General features: G+C 36.8%; 16 protein-coding genes, 1 tRNA gene and 1 pseudogene. 12 read left to right on the top strand and 6 right to left on the bottom strand.

What is annotated here, in order from left to right; all coding sequences use genetic code 11:
• Positions 1–19: 19 nt before the first annotated feature.
• The 3 genes from AC1M9C_RS03005 to AC1M9C_RS02995 all read left to right on the top strand — a co-directional run bounded on the left by AC1M9C_RS03005 (position 20) and on the right by AC1M9C_RS02995 (position 2,514).
• A complete protein-coding gene (locus tag AC1M9C_RS03005) occupies positions 20–1,384 on the top strand; it encodes an MFS transporter (RefSeq protein WP_481953200.1) in 1,365 nt (454 codons plus the stop codon).
• Between the two features lie 51 nt (positions 1,385–1,435).
• Positions 1,436–2,005 carry a single-stranded DNA-binding protein gene (gene ssb, locus AC1M9C_RS03000; protein WP_481586849.1) on the top strand — a complete coding sequence of 190 codons (570 nt, stop codon included), beginning with the start codon at positions 1,436–1,438 and terminating at the stop codon, positions 2,003–2,005.
• 104 nt (positions 2,006–2,109) lie between these two features.
• Complete coding sequence (locus AC1M9C_RS02995; RefSeq protein ID WP_481953199.1) at positions 2,110–2,514, top strand: hypothetical protein; 405 nt, start codon at positions 2,110–2,112, stop codon at positions 2,512–2,514.
• 122 nt (positions 2,515–2,636) lie between these two features.
• Here the strand turns inward: AC1M9C_RS02995 and AC1M9C_RS02990 are convergent, their stop codons facing one another.
• The 4 genes from AC1M9C_RS02990 to kynU all read right to left on the bottom strand — a co-directional run bounded on the left by AC1M9C_RS02990 (position 2,637) and on the right by kynU (position 7,324).
• Positions 2,637–3,797, bottom strand: a complete 1,161-nt coding sequence (locus tag AC1M9C_RS02990; RefSeq protein WP_481953198.1) for a porin — start codon at positions 3,795–3,797, stop codon at positions 2,637–2,639.
• 65 nt (positions 3,798–3,862) lie between these two features.
• Positions 3,863–4,615, bottom strand: coding sequence for an alpha/beta hydrolase (locus AC1M9C_RS02985; protein WP_481953250.1), 753 nt, complete (start codon positions 4,613–4,615; stop codon positions 3,863–3,865).
• Positions 4,616–4,629: 14 nt separating this feature from the next.
• Positions 4,630–6,030, bottom strand: a complete 1,401-nt coding sequence (locus AC1M9C_RS02980) for an amino acid permease (RefSeq protein WP_481953197.1) — start codon at positions 6,028–6,030, stop codon at positions 4,630–4,632.
• Positions 6,031–6,070: 40 nt separating this feature from the next.
• Positions 6,071–7,324 (bottom strand): kynureninase, encoded by a 1,254-nt coding sequence (gene kynU / locus AC1M9C_RS02975; protein WP_481586846.1) that lies wholly within the window; start codon positions 7,322–7,324, stop codon positions 6,071–6,073.
• 141 nt (positions 7,325–7,465) lie between these two features.
• Between kynU and gigD the strand changes: the two genes are divergently transcribed.
• The 8 genes and pseudogenes from gigD to ahpC all read left to right on the top strand — a co-directional run bounded on the left by gigD (position 7,466) and on the right by ahpC (position 14,391).
• On the top strand, positions 7,466–7,918 hold the full coding sequence (gigD, locus tag AC1M9C_RS02970) for an Lrp/AsnC family transcriptional regulator GigD (RefSeq protein ID WP_481586845.1): 453 nt from the start codon (positions 7,466–7,468) through the stop codon (positions 7,916–7,918).
• A gap of 514 nt (positions 7,919–8,432) precedes the next feature.
• Positions 8,433–8,509 (top strand) — tRNA-Met (locus AC1M9C_RS02965).
• 241 nt (positions 8,510–8,750) lie between these two features.
• Positions 8,751–8,963 (top strand): cold-shock protein, encoded by a 213-nt coding sequence (locus AC1M9C_RS02960; RefSeq protein ID WP_035267602.1) that lies wholly within the window; start codon positions 8,751–8,753, stop codon positions 8,961–8,963.
• Positions 8,964–9,505: 542 nt separating this feature from the next.
• Entirely contained in the window at positions 9,506–9,727 is a 222-nt protein-coding gene (locus tag AC1M9C_RS02955) for a hypothetical protein (protein ID WP_035267598.1), read from the top strand.
• Between the two features lie 319 nt (positions 9,728–10,046).
• Positions 10,047–12,131 (top strand): catalase, encoded by a 2,085-nt coding sequence (locus AC1M9C_RS02950; RefSeq protein ID WP_481953196.1) that lies wholly within the window; start codon positions 10,047–10,049, stop codon positions 12,129–12,131.
• A gap of 234 nt (positions 12,132–12,365) precedes the next feature.
• Positions 12,366–12,799: pseudogene (locus AC1M9C_RS02945) on the top strand (uroporphyrinogen decarboxylase/cobalamine-independent methonine synthase family protein); the annotation flags it as partial.
• A 112-nt stretch (positions 12,800–12,911) separates the two neighbouring features.
• On the top strand, positions 12,912–13,406 hold the full coding sequence (locus AC1M9C_RS02940) for a flavin reductase family protein (protein ID WP_481612716.1): 495 nt from the start codon (positions 12,912–12,914) through the stop codon (positions 13,404–13,406).
• 421 nt (positions 13,407–13,827) lie between these two features.
• A complete protein-coding gene (gene ahpC, locus AC1M9C_RS02935; RefSeq protein ID WP_481953195.1) occupies positions 13,828–14,391 on the top strand; it encodes an alkyl hydroperoxide reductase subunit C in 564 nt (187 codons plus the stop codon).
• Between the two features lie 45 nt (positions 14,392–14,436).
• On the opposite strand, the gene AC1M9C_RS02930 is transcribed toward ahpC, so the two are convergent.
• The gene (locus AC1M9C_RS02930) at positions 14,437–15,360 is read right to left on the bottom strand and encodes a LysR substrate-binding domain-containing protein (protein WP_481953194.1); all 924 of its coding nucleotides are present in this window, start codon (positions 15,358–15,360) and stop codon (positions 14,437–14,439) included.
• A 122-nt stretch (positions 15,361–15,482) separates the two neighbouring features.
• On the bottom strand, positions 15,483–16,109 hold the full coding sequence (ycaC, locus tag AC1M9C_RS02925; protein ID WP_481953193.1) for an isochorismate family cysteine hydrolase YcaC: 627 nt from the start codon (positions 16,107–16,109) through the stop codon (positions 15,483–15,485).
• Positions 16,110–16,409: 300 nt separating this feature from the next.
• Here ycaC and AC1M9C_RS02920 point away from each other — a divergent pair, with 300 nt between their 5' ends.
• Complete coding sequence (locus AC1M9C_RS02920; RefSeq protein ID WP_481953192.1) at positions 16,410–17,279, top strand: pirin family protein; 870 nt, start codon at positions 16,410–16,412, stop codon at positions 17,277–17,279.
• Positions 17,280–17,352: the final 73 nt, after the last annotated feature.

The raw sequence follows: 17,352 nt of genomic DNA, 5'->3' as shown, positions 1-17,352 counted from the left end.
ACGCGATAACCTAAATTTTATGATGAATGCCTTAGAACGCCGTTCCACATTTGCATTGAGCAGCATTTTTGCATTGCGAATGTTAGGTTTGTTTATGATTGTCCCGGTCTTTTCTGTTGCGGGACAGGCTTATGAATATGCAACACCTGCTTTGATTGGTTTGGCCGTAGGTGTGTATGGTTTGACTCAGGCAATACTACAAATTCCTTTTAGTTTGATTGCAGACCGTTATAGCCGAAAGCCGCTGATCGTATTGGGTTTATTGCTGTTTGCCTTGGGTGGTGCAATCGCCGCAATGTCAGACACAATCTATGGTGTGATTATAGGTCGTGCAATAGCTGGGGGTGGAGCTGTCTCTGCTGTCGTCATGGCGTTATTGGCAGATGTTACGCGTGAAGAAAATCGTATGAAGGCGATGGCAATGATGGGGATGAGTATTGGTCTCTCTTTCGTTATTGCATTTAGTTTAGGGCCATGGTTGACCAGCGTGGTGGGTATTTCAGGCTTATTCTGGGTGACCACACTCATGGGATTACTTGCCATTGCAATGCTATTTCTTGTTCCCAAAACAACACGTCATCATAAAAATTTTCAGCAAGGTTATCTCACTCAGCTAAAACAAGTTTTGAAAATGGGCGATTTAAATCGCTTACATGTTTCTGTGTTTGCTTTGCATTTATTGCTGACGGCGATGTTCATCTATGTGCCTTCTCAATTGATTGACTTTGCAGATATTCCTTTAGCTCAGCATGGTTTGATTTATCTTCCTTTATTGGTAATCAGTTTATTTTTCGCTTTTCCTAGTATAATTCTTGCTGAAAAATATCGAAAAATGCGAGGTATTTTTCTGACGGCGATTACTGGGATCATCGCCGGTTTGATCGTGATGATTTTTGGATTTGAATCGAAATACATTTTGTTGCTTGGTTTAGGTCTTTTCTTTATTGCCTTTAATGTGATGGAAGCACTACTGCCATCTTGGTTATCGAAGGCAGCACCTATCCAATCCAAAGCGACAGCAATGGGTGTGAATGCCAGTGGTCAATTCTTAGGTGCTTTTTTTGGCGGTATATTGGGTGGTCAATTGCTGATGTTAAATAACACTGCTCTAGGCTGGGGTGTACTGACAGGAATTGCCATTCTTTGGCTGTTGATTAGTTTTGGGTTAAAGCAGCCACGTTATTTATCATCACTGATTTTGAGTTTGCCCAAAGTCCAAGAAACAGATGAATGGACTTCTCAATTACTGGCAATTCGTGGTATTGAAGAGGTCGTGGTAATGACTGATCAACAAGTGGTCTATGTCAAAGTTGATAAGCAGCAGTTAGACGAAACTGCGCGACAACATTTAACGCACTTGTTGGGTAAAGAGGTAGCCATTTAATCATAACTCTTATAAAGTAAAACATAGAATCGAATAGGAAGATTAGAGCACATGCGCGGCGTGAATAAAGTTATTTTAGTTGGTACTTTAGGTAAAGATCCTGAGACAAAAACATTTCCCAATGGTGGTTCATTAACGCAGTTTTCAATTGCAACAAGTGAATCTTGGACAGATAAAAACTCAGGTGAACGCAAAGAACAAACAGAATGGCACCGTATCGTCTTACATAATCGTTTAGGTGAAATTGCACAGCAATATTTACGTAAAGGTTCAAAAGTTTATATTGAAGGCTCTTTACGTACCCGTCAGTGGACAGACCAAAATGGTCAAGAGCGTTATACGACAGAAATCCGTGGCGAACAAATGCAGATGTTAGATTCTAATAATCGTCAGCAAGGTGATAATCAAGGTGATGGTGGTTATCAGCAACCTCGTTTCAATAATAATAACCAAGGTGGTTATGGGAACCAAGCGCCTGCTCAAGGTGGTTATGGTAATCAGGCGCCTCAAGGCAACTATGGCAATGTTAATCAAGGTTTCCAATCACCTAAACCTCAGCAGCAGCCGGTAAAGCCTATGGCGACAGCACCGTCTGATTTAGATGATGATTTACCGTTCTAGATCATATATTTAAATAGTTAAAAACCCTTTGTATAACAAAGGGTTTTTTGTTTTTATGATGATATAGTAAAACGTTTATTCATAGTTGAATTAGGGAAAGTTGAATGAAACAAGGAATCATGTTTTTAACTTTTGTGCTGTGTAGTAGCATGAGCTTAGCAAAATCACCACAATGGACCGTGTTTGATCGAGATGATGCAGGCTGGTCTTATATTGATAAAACGACCATTAAATCACTCAATCAAGCCCCTCATATTTTTGAAATTGATTATAAATATGTTTATGAGCATGGCGTACCCTCATTAAACATCAAACCCAAGGGCTACATACAAGCCGTTCATCAAATTGATTGTCAAAATAAAGCCAAAGCCTATGTCAAAAGCCAGCGTTTTACGCCGCAAGGTAAAGCTGTAGATGATAATAATTCATTCGATACGATTTATTTTGAACCCATGTCAATGCAACTTCCTAAAAATATTAAGTTAATTGAGATGTTATGCATTAAATAAAATTTATTAAAGACTTTGTATAACGCTACAACTTATTGAGATTTGATGCGAATCCATGAATGATCCTTCAAAGCCTTTTTAAATAACAAGGCTTTGAAGGATAGTTAACCTAAAATTAGAATTTACCATTCATAACGTAAACGGAATAAATGCATATCTGGGGTTTGGAACGTATCATGTGTATATAAACGTTCATAATCAAATCCAAAACCATGGTTAAATCTAGCTGCTATACCAACACCGAGATCACGGCGTTTAAACTCTGAGCCACTGGTATATTCAAGTTGATTTCCCATGATATAGGGCTGAATGAATTTGATACCGTATTCTTCAATCTTGAAGTGCTGTCCCGCATAAAATTCAACGCCATAAGCCTCAGTATTCAGCAATGATTGAAGTTGAAAATCGCTCGATTCACTGTAAGCATCAAAATTTGGAACTAGATTTTTATACCAACCAGCGCCAAAGCTAAGCATCCATTTTCCATCAAAATAAAATAATGAACTTGCCCAAATTTCTTGCTTTAGATCATGTTTATCTTGTTGATTGTTCAGACTAGCATCGTTGTACTTCCATGAGGTCGCCCAACTTAAATTTTTATTTAAATGCACATCAAATGCCAATTCGGCACCATTTTTACGTTGATATTGCACATCCGTATCTGCGACCGTCGTACTATCCTTGAACAAATAGCTGGCATATAAGTCTGCTTTATCTGTTTTGAACTCATAACGTAAAGTTTTATGAGCTGCTTGCGTACCATCTGTATAAGCGACAGGGCTCCACGTTTGGGGCTGAGCCAAGGTTGAGTAATTCCATAGGTCAGTTTTGGCACCTACAATGTCGTAATATATACTATAGATTTTTCCAAATTTAACGGTACCGTATGCTGAATCACACAGACCAATATACGCCTGTTCGGTGGTGATGTTTTCATCAGACGAACGGTAATGACCGTCCCAATCCAGCATCTTGGGAAGATTGATATAGTTTTGATAGCCTGCAATTAAATGCAAACGTTCATTCCATGCATAATCAGCATTGGCATACATACGGCTATTTGAGCTATAACCATCTCTGCGATATTTCTGATTTTCGTTAGATTGATCGTAATGATCGAAATTTAAGGCTTGTAGACGAATACTACCAGACGTAGTAAGTTTTAAACGATCTGATTCACTCAAAATTTGCTGTTCATCAATGAGTGTTATCTCGGCAAATGTAAGATTTGAAAAAATATAGGTGCAGGAAAGCAATAGCTTGTAAAAGCATGATTTTGACATAGTAACATCCGTGTGACTAAATATAAATTAAGCTGGTAATTCTGCTGATTAAAGCTGAGTAGAAATTAGGTGGTCTTTGTCGATTGAAAATATCGTTCCAAAATGGAATAGTGGTTGGTGTCTGCAAAACTCAAGAGATGCGTGAATTCAGGCTCTAGTTGCTGCCGAAATTGATAATATTTTTGGCTTTGCCATCTCAGTTCTGGTAACTCATCGAGTCCATACACAATCGTACAGGGCTTAGCAAAGTGCGTAGAATGTTCAACTGGACTTAAGTTTTTAATGTCTAGCTCAGATAAATTTAAAGCCTTGTTTAAATGCGTTTCTTGAATCGGTTTTAGGTCATAGATACCACTGAGTAATACCGCTGAACAAATCAAGGGATGATCTAAATTTAAAGCAGCCAAATGGGCACCAGCAGAATGTCCAACCACAATGACATTGGGGCTGATCCAAGTTTGTTTGTGGATATAATCGAGCGCTTTGCGAATTTGTAGATTTATCAGATTTAAACTACTTTGAGGTGCTAAATCATATTCAACCAACACACATTGAGCATTTTGCTTTAAAACAAATTCAGCAACAAAGGCAAAATCCCTTTTTTCACACCATTGCCAATAACCACCATGTATAAAAATAACAGTAGTATTGGTGGCAACAGGTGTGGGGAAAAAATCAAGTGTAGATCTTCGCTGAAAGTCGTACTGTAAATCGGCAATATGATGGTGTTGCTTATAAGTCGCTTGGCTCATTTTTTTAAAATCAGACAAGATCTGATTTTCATCCTTCACAGTTTGCGAGTTGTCATAGAGCATGATTTACAGCTCCTTTACTAGGCTTGTTCATTTTCAGTTAATTGATGCTTTAAGGATGATTTCTTCATTTGATAGAAAATGATTAACATCACAATAAAAGGCACGCCAAACTGGAGAGTTGATTTAAATTCTTGCGTAAACCAGGTGGTAAGCGTGATTGCAAGAATGGCAAACAAACCAATAAAGGAAATATAACGACTACCAGGAATGCTGTATTTGAGGTGGATATTATTTTTTGCTAAATTCTTTCTAAAGAAATAGTGTGTGGCAAAGATCGCCCCCCAAGTAAATAAAGCTCCAAACATGGACAGTGCAATCATGATTGGAAATGCTGATTCGGGATTAATGCTATATACAATACTCGCCACGGCAATACCTGTTGCCGAAAGTAGCAAGGCATTGATGGGCACCCCATTTTTACGAATTCTACCAAACAGCTTAGGTGCATCTCCTGAACGTGACAAACTGAATAACATACGCGTTGAGATATATAACATGCTGTTCATTGCGGACAGTGCTGCCACAATCACAATGAAGTTTAAAATATGATCAGCAAAAGGAATGCCGACAATTTGCATAACAGACACGAAAGGACTGGTTGCACCTGGTGCTATCAATTGAGTCCATGGAACGAGAGTGACAATTAAACTCAGCGATAGTAAATAAAATAGAAATAAGCGAATCGCAGTGCTTTTGAAAGCGTATTTAACTGCTTTTTCAGGATCATTGGCTTCACCTGCAGCAACCGCGATCATTTCGATACTGAGATAACTAAAAATAGAAATAATGACACCAATCCAAACACCTTTAAATCCATTTGGCATAAAGCCATCATGTGCAGTGAGATTGTGAGTTAGCGCTTGATGAGGATTTGGATCTTGCGTCAAAATACCTATTGCCAACAGAATAAACACAATGATGGCAAACACTTTGATCGTCGAAAACCAATATTCAACTAAGCCAAATGCTTTGACACTATAAGCATTTACTGCGAGAAGTACGGTTGAAAAAAACACGATCCAAATACCTGAACCGACATGAGGAAACCAAAGTTTCATGTAGTCAGCCACGGCGGTAATTTCTGTGCCTACAGCCAACACGATACATGCCCAGTAGCTATAACGAACTAAGAAACCAGAAAGTGGATTTATATAATGTTCAGCGTAAGCACCAAACGAGCCTGAAGTGGGGTGTTGTACAGTCATTTCTGCCAGGCAAGCCATTAGTGCAAAAGCAATTAATCCGCCGATCGCATAGCTTAGAATGACAGCAGGTCCTGCAAAACTAATGGCAAATTTACTACCCATAAATAGACCAGTGCCAATGGCACCGCCTATTGCAATCATGCCCATTTGTTTAGCGGTTAATTTTTTATGTAATCCTGCTTCGCGTGTTTGAATTTTATCGAAGTTACTCATAAGCCCTCCTGGCCATGGTGATGTAAAGTGAGTAACTGAATTAAGTTACTTGACCTCGCACCGAATATTTTTCATTTTTCCATTCTTCATTCAGCATCACTTGTTTAAGATGTTGAACAGCATGCCAAATGTCTTCATGGCTTAGGTACAAAGGTGTGACCCCGAATCTGAGCACGGCTGGCTCTCGGTAATCTCCAATCACACCACGTGCAACAAGCGCTTGGACAATGGCATAACCGTGTTCATGGCAATAACTCACATGACTACCACGCTGTAAATGATCGATTGGTGTAATTAACTCAAAACCAAATTCAGCACATTCCTGTTCAACCAATTGAATAAAGAGATCTGTTAAATTTAGAGATTTTTCTCGGATCTTTTGCATGTCAGTTTTTAAGAACACATCTAAACCACATTCGATCAAACTCATGGACAAAATACTTTGGGTGCCACATAAAAAACGACGAATGCCTTGAGCTGGCTCGTAGTGATCAGCCATATCGAAAGGACGTTGATGACCCCACCATCCTGAAAGAGGTTGCCAAAATTTATTTTGGTGTTTTGCATTTACCCAGATGAGGGCAGGAGAACCTGGTCCACCATTAAGGTATTTATATGTGCAACTTACGGCAAAATCACTTTGGGTCTTGTTTAAATCGATTGGAACAGCGCCTGCAGAGTGGCATAGATCCCAGATGACCAAAGCGTTATGTTGATGAATCGTTTGGTTGACCTGTTCCATGTCATAGAAATAGCCTGAGCGGTAATTGATATGTGACAACACCACAACTGCCGTTTGATGGGCTTTCAGAGTGGTTTCTAATTCATCAGGATGTTCGATTAAAACCAGTTGGTAGCCTTTTTGAACAAGGTCAATATAACCTTCAATAATATAGAGGTCAGTCGGGAAGACGTCCTTTTCCGCAATAATCGCTTTACGTTCAGGAGCGATTTCAGCTTGGATTTTGACAGCAGCAGAGAGCGCTTTAAACAGATTGAGTGTGGTTGAGTCAGAGATCACCGTTTCGCCTGGATTTGCCCCAATGAGCTGAGCCACCTTATCACCTAACCGAGTCGATAATCCCCACCAATCCGCTTTGTTCCAGCTATTGATGAGATCTTCTCCCCACTCTTGACTCACCACTTCGTGAGCACGTGTTAAAGCAGATTTAGGGCGTGCCCCAAGGGAATTTCCATCTAAATAAATGGTGTTCTCAGGTAAAGCAAATTCATTCTTTAAGTAGCTTAGTTTGTCTTGAGCATCCCATGCTTTGCATTGATCTAAGGTAATCATTTTTAACCTAACTTAGTCCGTGTTATTTCATTCGATTTTATCACGGCATTTTTTCATATTTATCCGATAATTATGCTTGAAATTGTTCTAAAACTGGATAGTATTCGAATTAAATATAAAAAATCAGGATGATATTTAGGAATGAATTTAGACCTCATTGATCATAAAATTTTAAGACTATTACAACAAAATGCACGACTAAGTCATCAAGAATTGGCAGATTTAGTGAATCTCTCTGCTTCAGCATGTCATCGACGTGTCAAAATTTTAGAAAACAATGGAGTCATCGAAAAATACCAAGCAAAAATTAATTATGAAAAATTGGGTATTGAAGTTGAGGCGATTGTTGAGATTAAACTCAATCAGCTGACAGAATCAGATCATCAGCACTTTCTGAGTCAGATTCGTAATTTTGATGAAGTGATCAATGCTTTTATCATTACAGGGGATTCGAATTACGTTCTCTTTGTGGCCACCAAAGATTTGAATGGGTTTTCCCAGTTTATTATTAATAAGTTAAACAAAATTAAAGGCATAGCCAACATTAATTCTAAAATTATTCTTGAGAAAGTGATCGAGAAGACCTTCATGTGATCATTAATTTTTTATGAAAAAAAGTGAATCCGTATTTTAAAATCAACCTCGAATTGATTTTACAAGCGATATTTTTTTATGAGTTAAAACACATAAAACTGCTATTATAGTTCATCTTTTTTTTTAAATAATTCTATGAACGAACATTACAAATATATATACACTAAATTTAGTTTTTTTGGTTCATTACCTACATATAAGGTGTTTCTGAATGAACAAAATAAGATCGTAAAATGGGTCTTTGCTGATAACTCTTTTATCTATGGGTATATATCTGATTGGGCATTGAATCATTCTGGTTTAGATGTGGGAAAGGCTACTTGGGCTGAAGAGTCGACATTATTACTAAATAATGAAAAATCTAAACTCAATTTGTATAGGTCTTTACATCAAAAATTTAAAACAGAATTATCTGAGTAATTTATCTAGTAACGATAATGATTTTATAGTTTTAGATAAAAAAATTATTTAGATTGCTATATATCTCAAATTAGCGTACAAATACACTTGTTGATGCGGGATGGAGCAGTCTGGTAGCTCGTCGGGCTCATAACCCGAAGGTCGTTGGTTCAAATCCAGCTCCCGCTACCAATTAAAAACTAATTTAAAAGTTTACAACCTAATTGCGGTCGATCTGTAGTTAGGTTTTTTTACTAAAGAAAATTAAATCAATAAATCAATTAAATATGTGTTATATTGGTTTTCTAGAATTATAATTTTATTGTTTACTAATTTTATTTTGATCTGATATTAATTACATCTTTCATTCTATTAAAAGTCTATCTTCAAAATTATTTTCTAATTATTCATTACATAATATAGGAAATAAATGATGTCTAATTTAACAACTGGTACAGTTAAGTGGTTCAACGAAACTAAGGGTTTCGGATTTATCGCTGTAGATAATGGTCAAGATGTATTTGCTCATTTTAGTGAAATTCGAGCAAATGGTTTCAAGAATCTAGTCGAAGGACAGCGAGTTCAATTTGTTGTGCAACAAGGTCAGCGTGGCTTACAAGCAAGTGATATTGTAGCTATTTCATGAATACCTCATTAATTGAGGTGAAAGATCAGTTTGAAGTTAAATATGCAGTGATAGGTACATTTAATACTTCGCAGCATGCTTCGAACTTATCTCAAATAAATATTAAATTTATCACTGTTGATAATGAAAATATAAGACCTAGTTTTGATTTAAATTTTCATAGTTTAAATACTGGTAAAATTTACCAGCTCATTTAAATATTAAAATTAAACCATAAAATATTTTTTATGGTATAATCGTTGTTGATCGAATCCGTAAGCGAAACGGAAGTGTTTAGATAGAACTTAGAATTGCGTATTCTCAATTTATAGATTTTAATATCTATGATATCTAAACAGTTAACGCAGAGCATGAACTCGCACCATGCCGATCTTAGAAGTCCACAATCTCATTGTGGGCTTTTTATAATTAAATACATGCTAATGTAAAATTGTAATTTGAATTATAGGCTTGAGCCTCTTCGATATCAGAATCCATACTCTCGATTTAAATATTTAATATTATTTTTAATTTTACATGAGCTCATTAATGAGTAAGTGAAAATGAATATCTCTAATGGCTGGACTACAGCAAAAGCAGTGAATGGTGAAACCATTCGAATTAACATTATCCCATTTCATAAAGTTCAAAATACGATGAGAGGGCAAATTCTTGTAGAAGTTTCTAAACAAGTTGAAGTCGAATCAGGTGAAGTATTTGAAATAAACTTAGATGGCCGATCTTTTTTCTTGGGATTTAATAATCTATATAAGATTATGATTTAAAAATATTTTCCATAAAAGTCTAATGCGAAAAATTAGACTTTTATGGAAATAGAATCATAATACTAGTAAAAGAATTATATAGATCACGATTAAGATTTACCCCATACATACCAATGGTGATTGTATAAAAAATATCCGAAAATTATGTGAATAAAAGTTGGACAATTCATTTTTTAACATTGTTATTTTTAAGTAAAACTATAATGAGAATATCTTTTTAACGTACTAAGATAAATTCCTGTACAAATAGTGACCTGTATAAGTGCAATCTATAAAGCACAACTTATTATCTTAACAACTATGTAATAAGGAAAATAACATGAGTAAGAAGAAGATCAGTATCAATGCAAAAATTCAACAGTTTGAACAGGATAGCTATGTCGACCCTAAAGGTAAAACACTTACGACTTCACTAGGGGTTCCTGTAGTTGATAATCAGAATAGTCTTAAAGTAGGGGAGCGTGGTCCTACACTGTTAGAAGATTTTCTATTACGCGACAAACTAATTCACTTTGATCGTGAGCGTATACCAGAACGGGTTGTCCATGCTCGAGGATTTGGTGCTCATGGATATTTTGAACCTTATAAAGGCAATGAAAAATGGACTAAAGCCAAATTTCTGACTGATACCAGCAATCCTACCCCTATTTTTGCGCGGATATCTACAGTTCAAGGTGGACGTGGCTCAGCAGATGTTGTGCGTGATGTTCGAGGTTTTTCTATTAAGTTTTATACGCAAGAAGGAAATTATGACTTAGTAGGAAACAATATTCCTGTTTTCTTTATACAAGATGCTATTAAATTTCCTGATTTTGTTCATGCTGTCAAGCCAGAAGATCCGAATGAAGTCCCGACTGGACAATCAGCACATGATACCTTCTGGGATTTCATTTCTTTAAACACCGAAACAGCACATATGACAACTTGGGTGATGTCAGATCGTGCTATTCCTCGTAATTTGCGTTCTATCCAAGGTTTCGGTGTACATACATTCAGACTTATCAATGCGCAAGGCAAAGCTCATTTAGTCAAATTTAATTGGACTCCAAAGCAAGGGGTTGCTCAAGTCGTATGGGACGAAGCATTAAAACTGAATGGCAAAGATCCTGATTTCCATCGACGAGATCTATGGGATGCAATCGAAAATGGAAATTATCCTGAATGGGAGCTAGGAGCTCAAATTTTCACGGAAGAAGAAGCTTCTGAATGGGATTTTGATGTTTTAGATCCAACTAAGCTTGTACCAGAGGAATTAGTACCTGTAACTCCATTAGGCAAATTTATATTGAACCGTAATACAGATGATTTCTTTGCCGAAACGGAGCAAGTTGCTTTTAGCCCAGCAAATATTGTATCTGGTATAGATTTTAGTAATGATCCTTTACTTCAAGGAAGATTATTTAGCTATACAGACACCCATCTACATCGTTTAGGTACAGCTAACTTTAACCAAATTCCAATTAATAAACCTGTATGCCCTTTTCATACCAATAGACGTGGTGGATTTGCTAACCATGAAGTTTACAAGGGAAAAGCAAATTATGAACCAAATTCAGTGGATGATAATTGGCCACGAGAAATTGGGCAGCAAGAAGGGGGATTTAGTTCTTATCCTGAACATGTGGAAGCAAGTAAATTACGTATTCGACCTGAAAGCTTTGCAGATCATTTCTCACAAGCGACACTTCACTATATGAGTTTGAAGAAGCATGAACAACAGCATATTAAAGATGCTTATGCATTTGAACTCTCTAAAGTTCAAGATGAAGAAATTCGTCAACGCGTGGTTGATCGAATTCTAGTAAATATCGATAAAGATCTCGCGACATACGTTGCAAATGAGTTAGGTTTAAAACTGTCTGATAAGCCAGCGATTAAAAAACAAAGTAAAGTTAAAGTTTCAGAAAAACTTAGCATTGAGGCTTTCCCTGCACCAGATATTAAACAACGTAAAATTGCAGTACTTGTGCATAATGGTGCAAATGCAACTTCTGTAGATGCCGTGAAAGCATGGGCTGAAAGTGAAAATGCGATTGCAGAAGTTTTAGCTCCAAGTGCAGCTCCAGTTAAATCTAAAGATGGAAAAGAAATTGCAGTAGATGGTCGACAAAATGGTGAGCCGTCAGTCACATATGACGCAATTGTTGTTATTGATGGCGATAATCTAGATGCATTTAAGGCTGATGGAGTTGCAAAACACTATGTTCTTGAAACTTTTAAACATCTTAAACCAATTTATTTGATTGGAGATAAAGAAAACCTTCTCGAATACTGTGGTATCGAACAAGATGATGCTATTTTTAGTAGTAAAACCTTTAAAGATCATCAAGATAAATTTAAGAAAGCGATACAAAATCACAGACTCTGGTCTCGAGAGGATATAGTAGCAAGTATCCCAGCATAAAAATAAGAGAAGCCTAGATTCACTATCTAGGCTCTTTTTTTAGGTAGTCATGATAGGTTTATTGATCGAATTATTTTGATTGGTCTTAAGTAAATATACCGTGAATAATCTGAGCACAGTTCATCATAGAGCTTTTAGACTCGTAATTCGAGCGACGTTAGATCGCTACTTGATTTATTTCTATTGATGACCCTGAGTAATTTGATACAAAGTTAATTTTGATTTGTCTAGAGAATTGCTATTCTTGAGCTAGCGCTTGAAAATTTGAAATGTGAAGCCGCCATACATATTTGTAAAAGTAATTCTATGAAAGATAATAAAAATGGGAAACGAACTTTGAGTAATGAACGGCGTCCTTTTGAAACGTCACTCCCGATACTACAAAAATCTAAGTTGGGGCATCATTTCTTTAGAGTGCAAAACTCACATATATCCATGGATCTTATTGAACTGATTCGTGGAAGATAGTCATAATCGGTGTAATCGATGTGGCAACCAATCAAATTGAAACACTTGACGAAGTGGTGAACACTTTGCGTAAAGTTTTGCAATTTGTCGATGCTGATAAGCTATACCCTTCAACCAACTGTGAAATGATACCACTGTCTCGTCACGTGGGACGTGACAAACTTGAAGCCTTAAGTACGGGTTCAGCGATCTTAAACTAAGAAGTTAGTGCTTTAGCTGAGTTTATTTTCTACATTCAAGATGGATCATCTGTGCAATCACCTATATCCTAGGTTCGCACGAGTTTAGCAATTTATATTTGAGAAGAGAAAAATGGTTGAAGCTTCAGACTACAGAAACGCAATGTCTTTATTAACCACTGCAGTCAATATTATTACAACAGCTGGTGAAACAGGACAGCATGGTTTCACGGCTTCTGCTGTATGTAGCGTTACTGATTCACCTGCTACGCTTTTGGTGTGTATGAATCAATCATCCCGATCTCATCAGTATTTTATTGAGAACAAAGTTTTATCTGTCAATGTGCTCAGTTCTCAACATGAGTCTCTTTCAAATGCTTTTGCATCGAGTCAATTGAGTGCAGAACAACGTTTTGGATTAGCCCAATGGGGTAAATTGAAAACAGGTTGCCCGGTCTTAAAGGACGCTTTAGTCAGTTTTGATTGTGAGATTGAGCAAATTCAACAAGTGGGCACACACAGTATTTTTATTTGCCGAGTTGTAGCTATTCAACAAAGCTCGCAAGAGGAAAGTCTTGTCTATTTTAATCGATCTTATCATCAGGTGAGTGCAAAAGAGGAAGTTTAATGAGCTAGAGCAGCAAGATTTTCAATCGTTTCATATAATGATTATAGAAATAGATCAGCGCTTGATTAATGATCTCGGGAAAAGATGGTGAATTGTAAGCCTCGAACAGTGAGCTTTCATAGTGTGAGGTTAAGCCCAATGGATATTACTCGAATCGTTTATGATCATACAGAGTGAATGATCTTTCTCTTTGGGATGAAAAAAGACAAGTATTATTTTCAAAAATTTGAAACCAATTGAATAAATTTCAAAAAATAAACAGTGTTTTATATTTGATTCATTCTCTTAAAGAAATATATTAACTTTTAAATCTATAAATTCGATTGTTTTTATAAATACTTTCGGTTTTACCAATTTAATCATCTTTTGTATTCTCTATTTCAATGAAGCAACACTCTCACAAAGAAATAGAGGAAAACACATGAGTTTAATCAATACTGAAGTCAAACCATTCAATGCAACTGCTTATCAAAATGGTGAGTTCATTGAAGTTTCTGAGCAAGATTTTAAAGGTAAATGGTCTGTTGTCTTTTTCTATCCTGCAGATTTTACATTTGTATGTCCAACAGAATTAGGCGATCTTGCTGATAACTATGCTGAATTCCAAAAGTTAGGTGTAGAAATTTATGGTGTATCTACAGATACTCATTTCACACATAAAGCTTGGCATGATACTTCTGATGTGATTGGTAAAATTCAGTATCCACTTATTGGTGACCCAACGTGGATATTGTCTAAAAACTTTGATGTATTGATTGAATCTGAAGGTTTAGCAGATCGTGGTACATTTGTAATTGATCCTGAAGGAAAAATTCAAATTGTAGAGATTAATGCAGGTGGTATTGGTCGTGATGCTCAAGAACTTCTTCGCAAAGTGAAAGCGGCTCAATATGTTCATGCCCACCCAGGCGAAGTATGTCCTGCGAAATGGAAAGAAGGTGATGCTACACTTGCACCATCAATCGATCTTGTAGGTAAGATCTAAATTAAGTTGAAAAGTAAAGAACCAGCACGATGTGCTGGTTTTTTATTAAGAGGCATAACCTTCTTGATTTTGTGCTGCTTGTCGTAAACCTTCAACCAAGTGGTCGATGAGTTTTTCCATCACGAGTCGTTGTCCTTTACGTGATGCATAAACGAGTTGCACAGTCCCTATATTTGAGCACCAGTCAGGTAAGATGTGTACAAGCCGTCCTGCTGCCAAATCCTTTTGTACTGTAAGATAAGGTAGATCTGCAATACCTAATCCATCCATCACTGAATAATACACACCAGCCAAATCATTACTTTTAATACGTGGTTGTAATGGAATTTCAATGAGATCATGCCCTTCAATTCGGTGCAAATTCCATTGATAGTGTGTTTTTTGAGTTCCTAAAACAATTGTTGGAAAATCATTGATTTCAGTTGGATATTCTAAAACGCGACCCTGTAAAAGCTCAGGGGTTGCCACTAAACAATGAGTGGTTTTGATGACATCACGAACCACGATGGTGGAGTCTTCATTGGCAGAAAAATTAGTTCTGATCGCCAAGTCAATATCATCGTGCAATACATCTACGCGTCGGCTGGTTAATTCCATCTCGACTTGAACTTTTGGATAGCGCTTCAAAAAATCATTGAGTAAAGAGCGAATTTGATAACGCATCATTACGGGTGGGCAACTAATTTTAACTAGACCCTGAGGTTCACTTTTCTGTTTAAGTAAAACATTATGAGCGCAATCAACTTGGTTGATTACTTTTTCACATTCTTGAAAAAATTCTTGACCTAAAGGCGTTACTTTGAAATGGCGAGTAGAACGTTGAATGAGTGTGACATTAAATTTTGCTTCGAGTTCTAAAATACGTCGACTAAGCTTTGATTTAGTTATATTTGACGCGTCACTAGCAGCACTGAAACCGCCGTATTTAACGACCAAATAAAAATAGTAATAGTCATCAAATGAATGCAATTTTCACCTCGACGCCTGATCCGATAAAGTTTAAGCATAGGTTAAACTAAGCCGTTCAAGAAATCATCTTGGGTTTTGAATATGGTAAAAAAAAGCGACCCAAAGGTCGCTTTTATTAAATATTATTTTTTAGTGGTATTCTTTACATAGCTAACCATTAAGTTTTTATAGTCAGGAATATGCTCACCGAATAAAGCACCTAAACCTTCGATATCATTACGCCAGTCACGATGTAACTCACCTGCAGCACCAAACCATGTCATAAGTTGAGCACCTGCTTGAGACATGCGGTTCCATGCAGCATCGCGCGTAATTTGGTTGAATGTACCAGATGCATCAGTAATCACGAATACATCAAAGTCTTCAGCAAGAGCTGAAAGTGTAGGGAATGCAACACATACTTCAGTCACAACACCAGCGATGATCAGTTGTTTTTTACCTGTCGCTTTAACAGCATTTACAAAATCTTCGTTATCCCAAGCATTGATTTGACCTGGACGCGCGATATATGGAGCATCAGGGAACATTTCAAGTAATTCTGGAACGAGTGGACCATTAGGACCATCTTCAAAACTTGTTGTTAAAATTGTCGGCAAGTTAAAGTATTTTGCTGCTGCTGCGAGTGCTAAAACATTGTTTTTAAACTTATCAGGATCGATATCACGTACAAGAGAAAGAAGACCTGTTTGGTGATCGACTAAAAGCACTACTGCATTATCTTTATCTAAACGAACGTAAGGTTTGCCCATTATTATTAGCCTCTATGATGTTAGTAAGTGTGAATACGTATCAATGAACTCGTATTCAGTCACCAGTTATATTAGACTGAAAATGAGATAAATTTGTGACCATTTTTAGGATAATTAGTCTTATTAATAGGAATATTGTAATTATAAATTTCAAATTTCAGTGAATAGTCACATTTATGAATTAATTTAGATTGTTATAATCATAAAAATAGGAATCTGTGTGGCAGTAAAGCTCTTTTTATTTTCTGTGCAAAGTCTAAAATGAGCGCATGTTCATCCTATCGAATATAGGAGTAAAAGATGAAAAGAGTAATTGGGGTTTATCGTAACCAACATACACATTGGGTTGGTGATGGTCTGCCAGTGCGTAACTTATTTTCTTATGATCGGTTAGGTCAAGCACTTAGTCCTTTTTTGTTATTAGATTATGGTGCACCACATCACTTTGAGCCAACGACACGTCAGTTAGGTGTTGGTTCACATCCTCATCGCGGATTTGAAACAGTGACTATCGCCTACCAAGGTGGTTTAGCACATAAGGATTCCAGTGGTGGTGGTGGTGTTATCGAGGCAGGAGATGTGCAATGGATGACTGCTGGGGCCGGATTGGTTCACGAAGAGTTTCATTCTCCTGAATTTGCTCAAAAAGGTGGAATTCTTGAAATGGTACAGCTTTGGGTCAATCTACCAGCCAAAGATAAAATGACTCAACCACGTTATCAAGCGATCACATCTCATGATATTCCAACAATTACCATGGATGATGATGCTGGTCACATCCGTGTAATTGCGGGTGAGTTTGGTGGTCATTATGGTCCTGCTGAAACATTTACTCCAATAAATGTGTGGGATGGTCAGCTTAAAGCTGAGTATGAAACATTCATACATGTTCCTGTAGATCACAATGTATTGGTTGTAGTGTTGAATGGAGAACTCGTAATTAATGGGACTCAAAAAGTTCTAGACAGTTCAATTGTGATGTTTGCTCGTGATGGTGAGGCGGCAATTCAATTGCAAGCATATAAAGATACACAATTTTTAGTGCTTACAGGTGAGCCACTAAATGAGCCAATTCAAGGGCATGGACCATTCGTCATGAACACCAAAGAAGAAATCATTCAAGCTTTTCATGATTTCAATAATGGTAAATTTGGTGAAATTGCACGTTAATTGGAACGAGAAAAGCGGAAATATCATTTCCGCTTTTTTTGTGATCATCATTTTAAAAAAATAAAGGACCTCT

The organism is Acinetobacter sp. 24-47-39, assembly GCF_056783825.1.
Note: the sequence above shows the minus strand (reverse complement) of the source record. Positions and strands in the feature narration are given on the sequence as shown.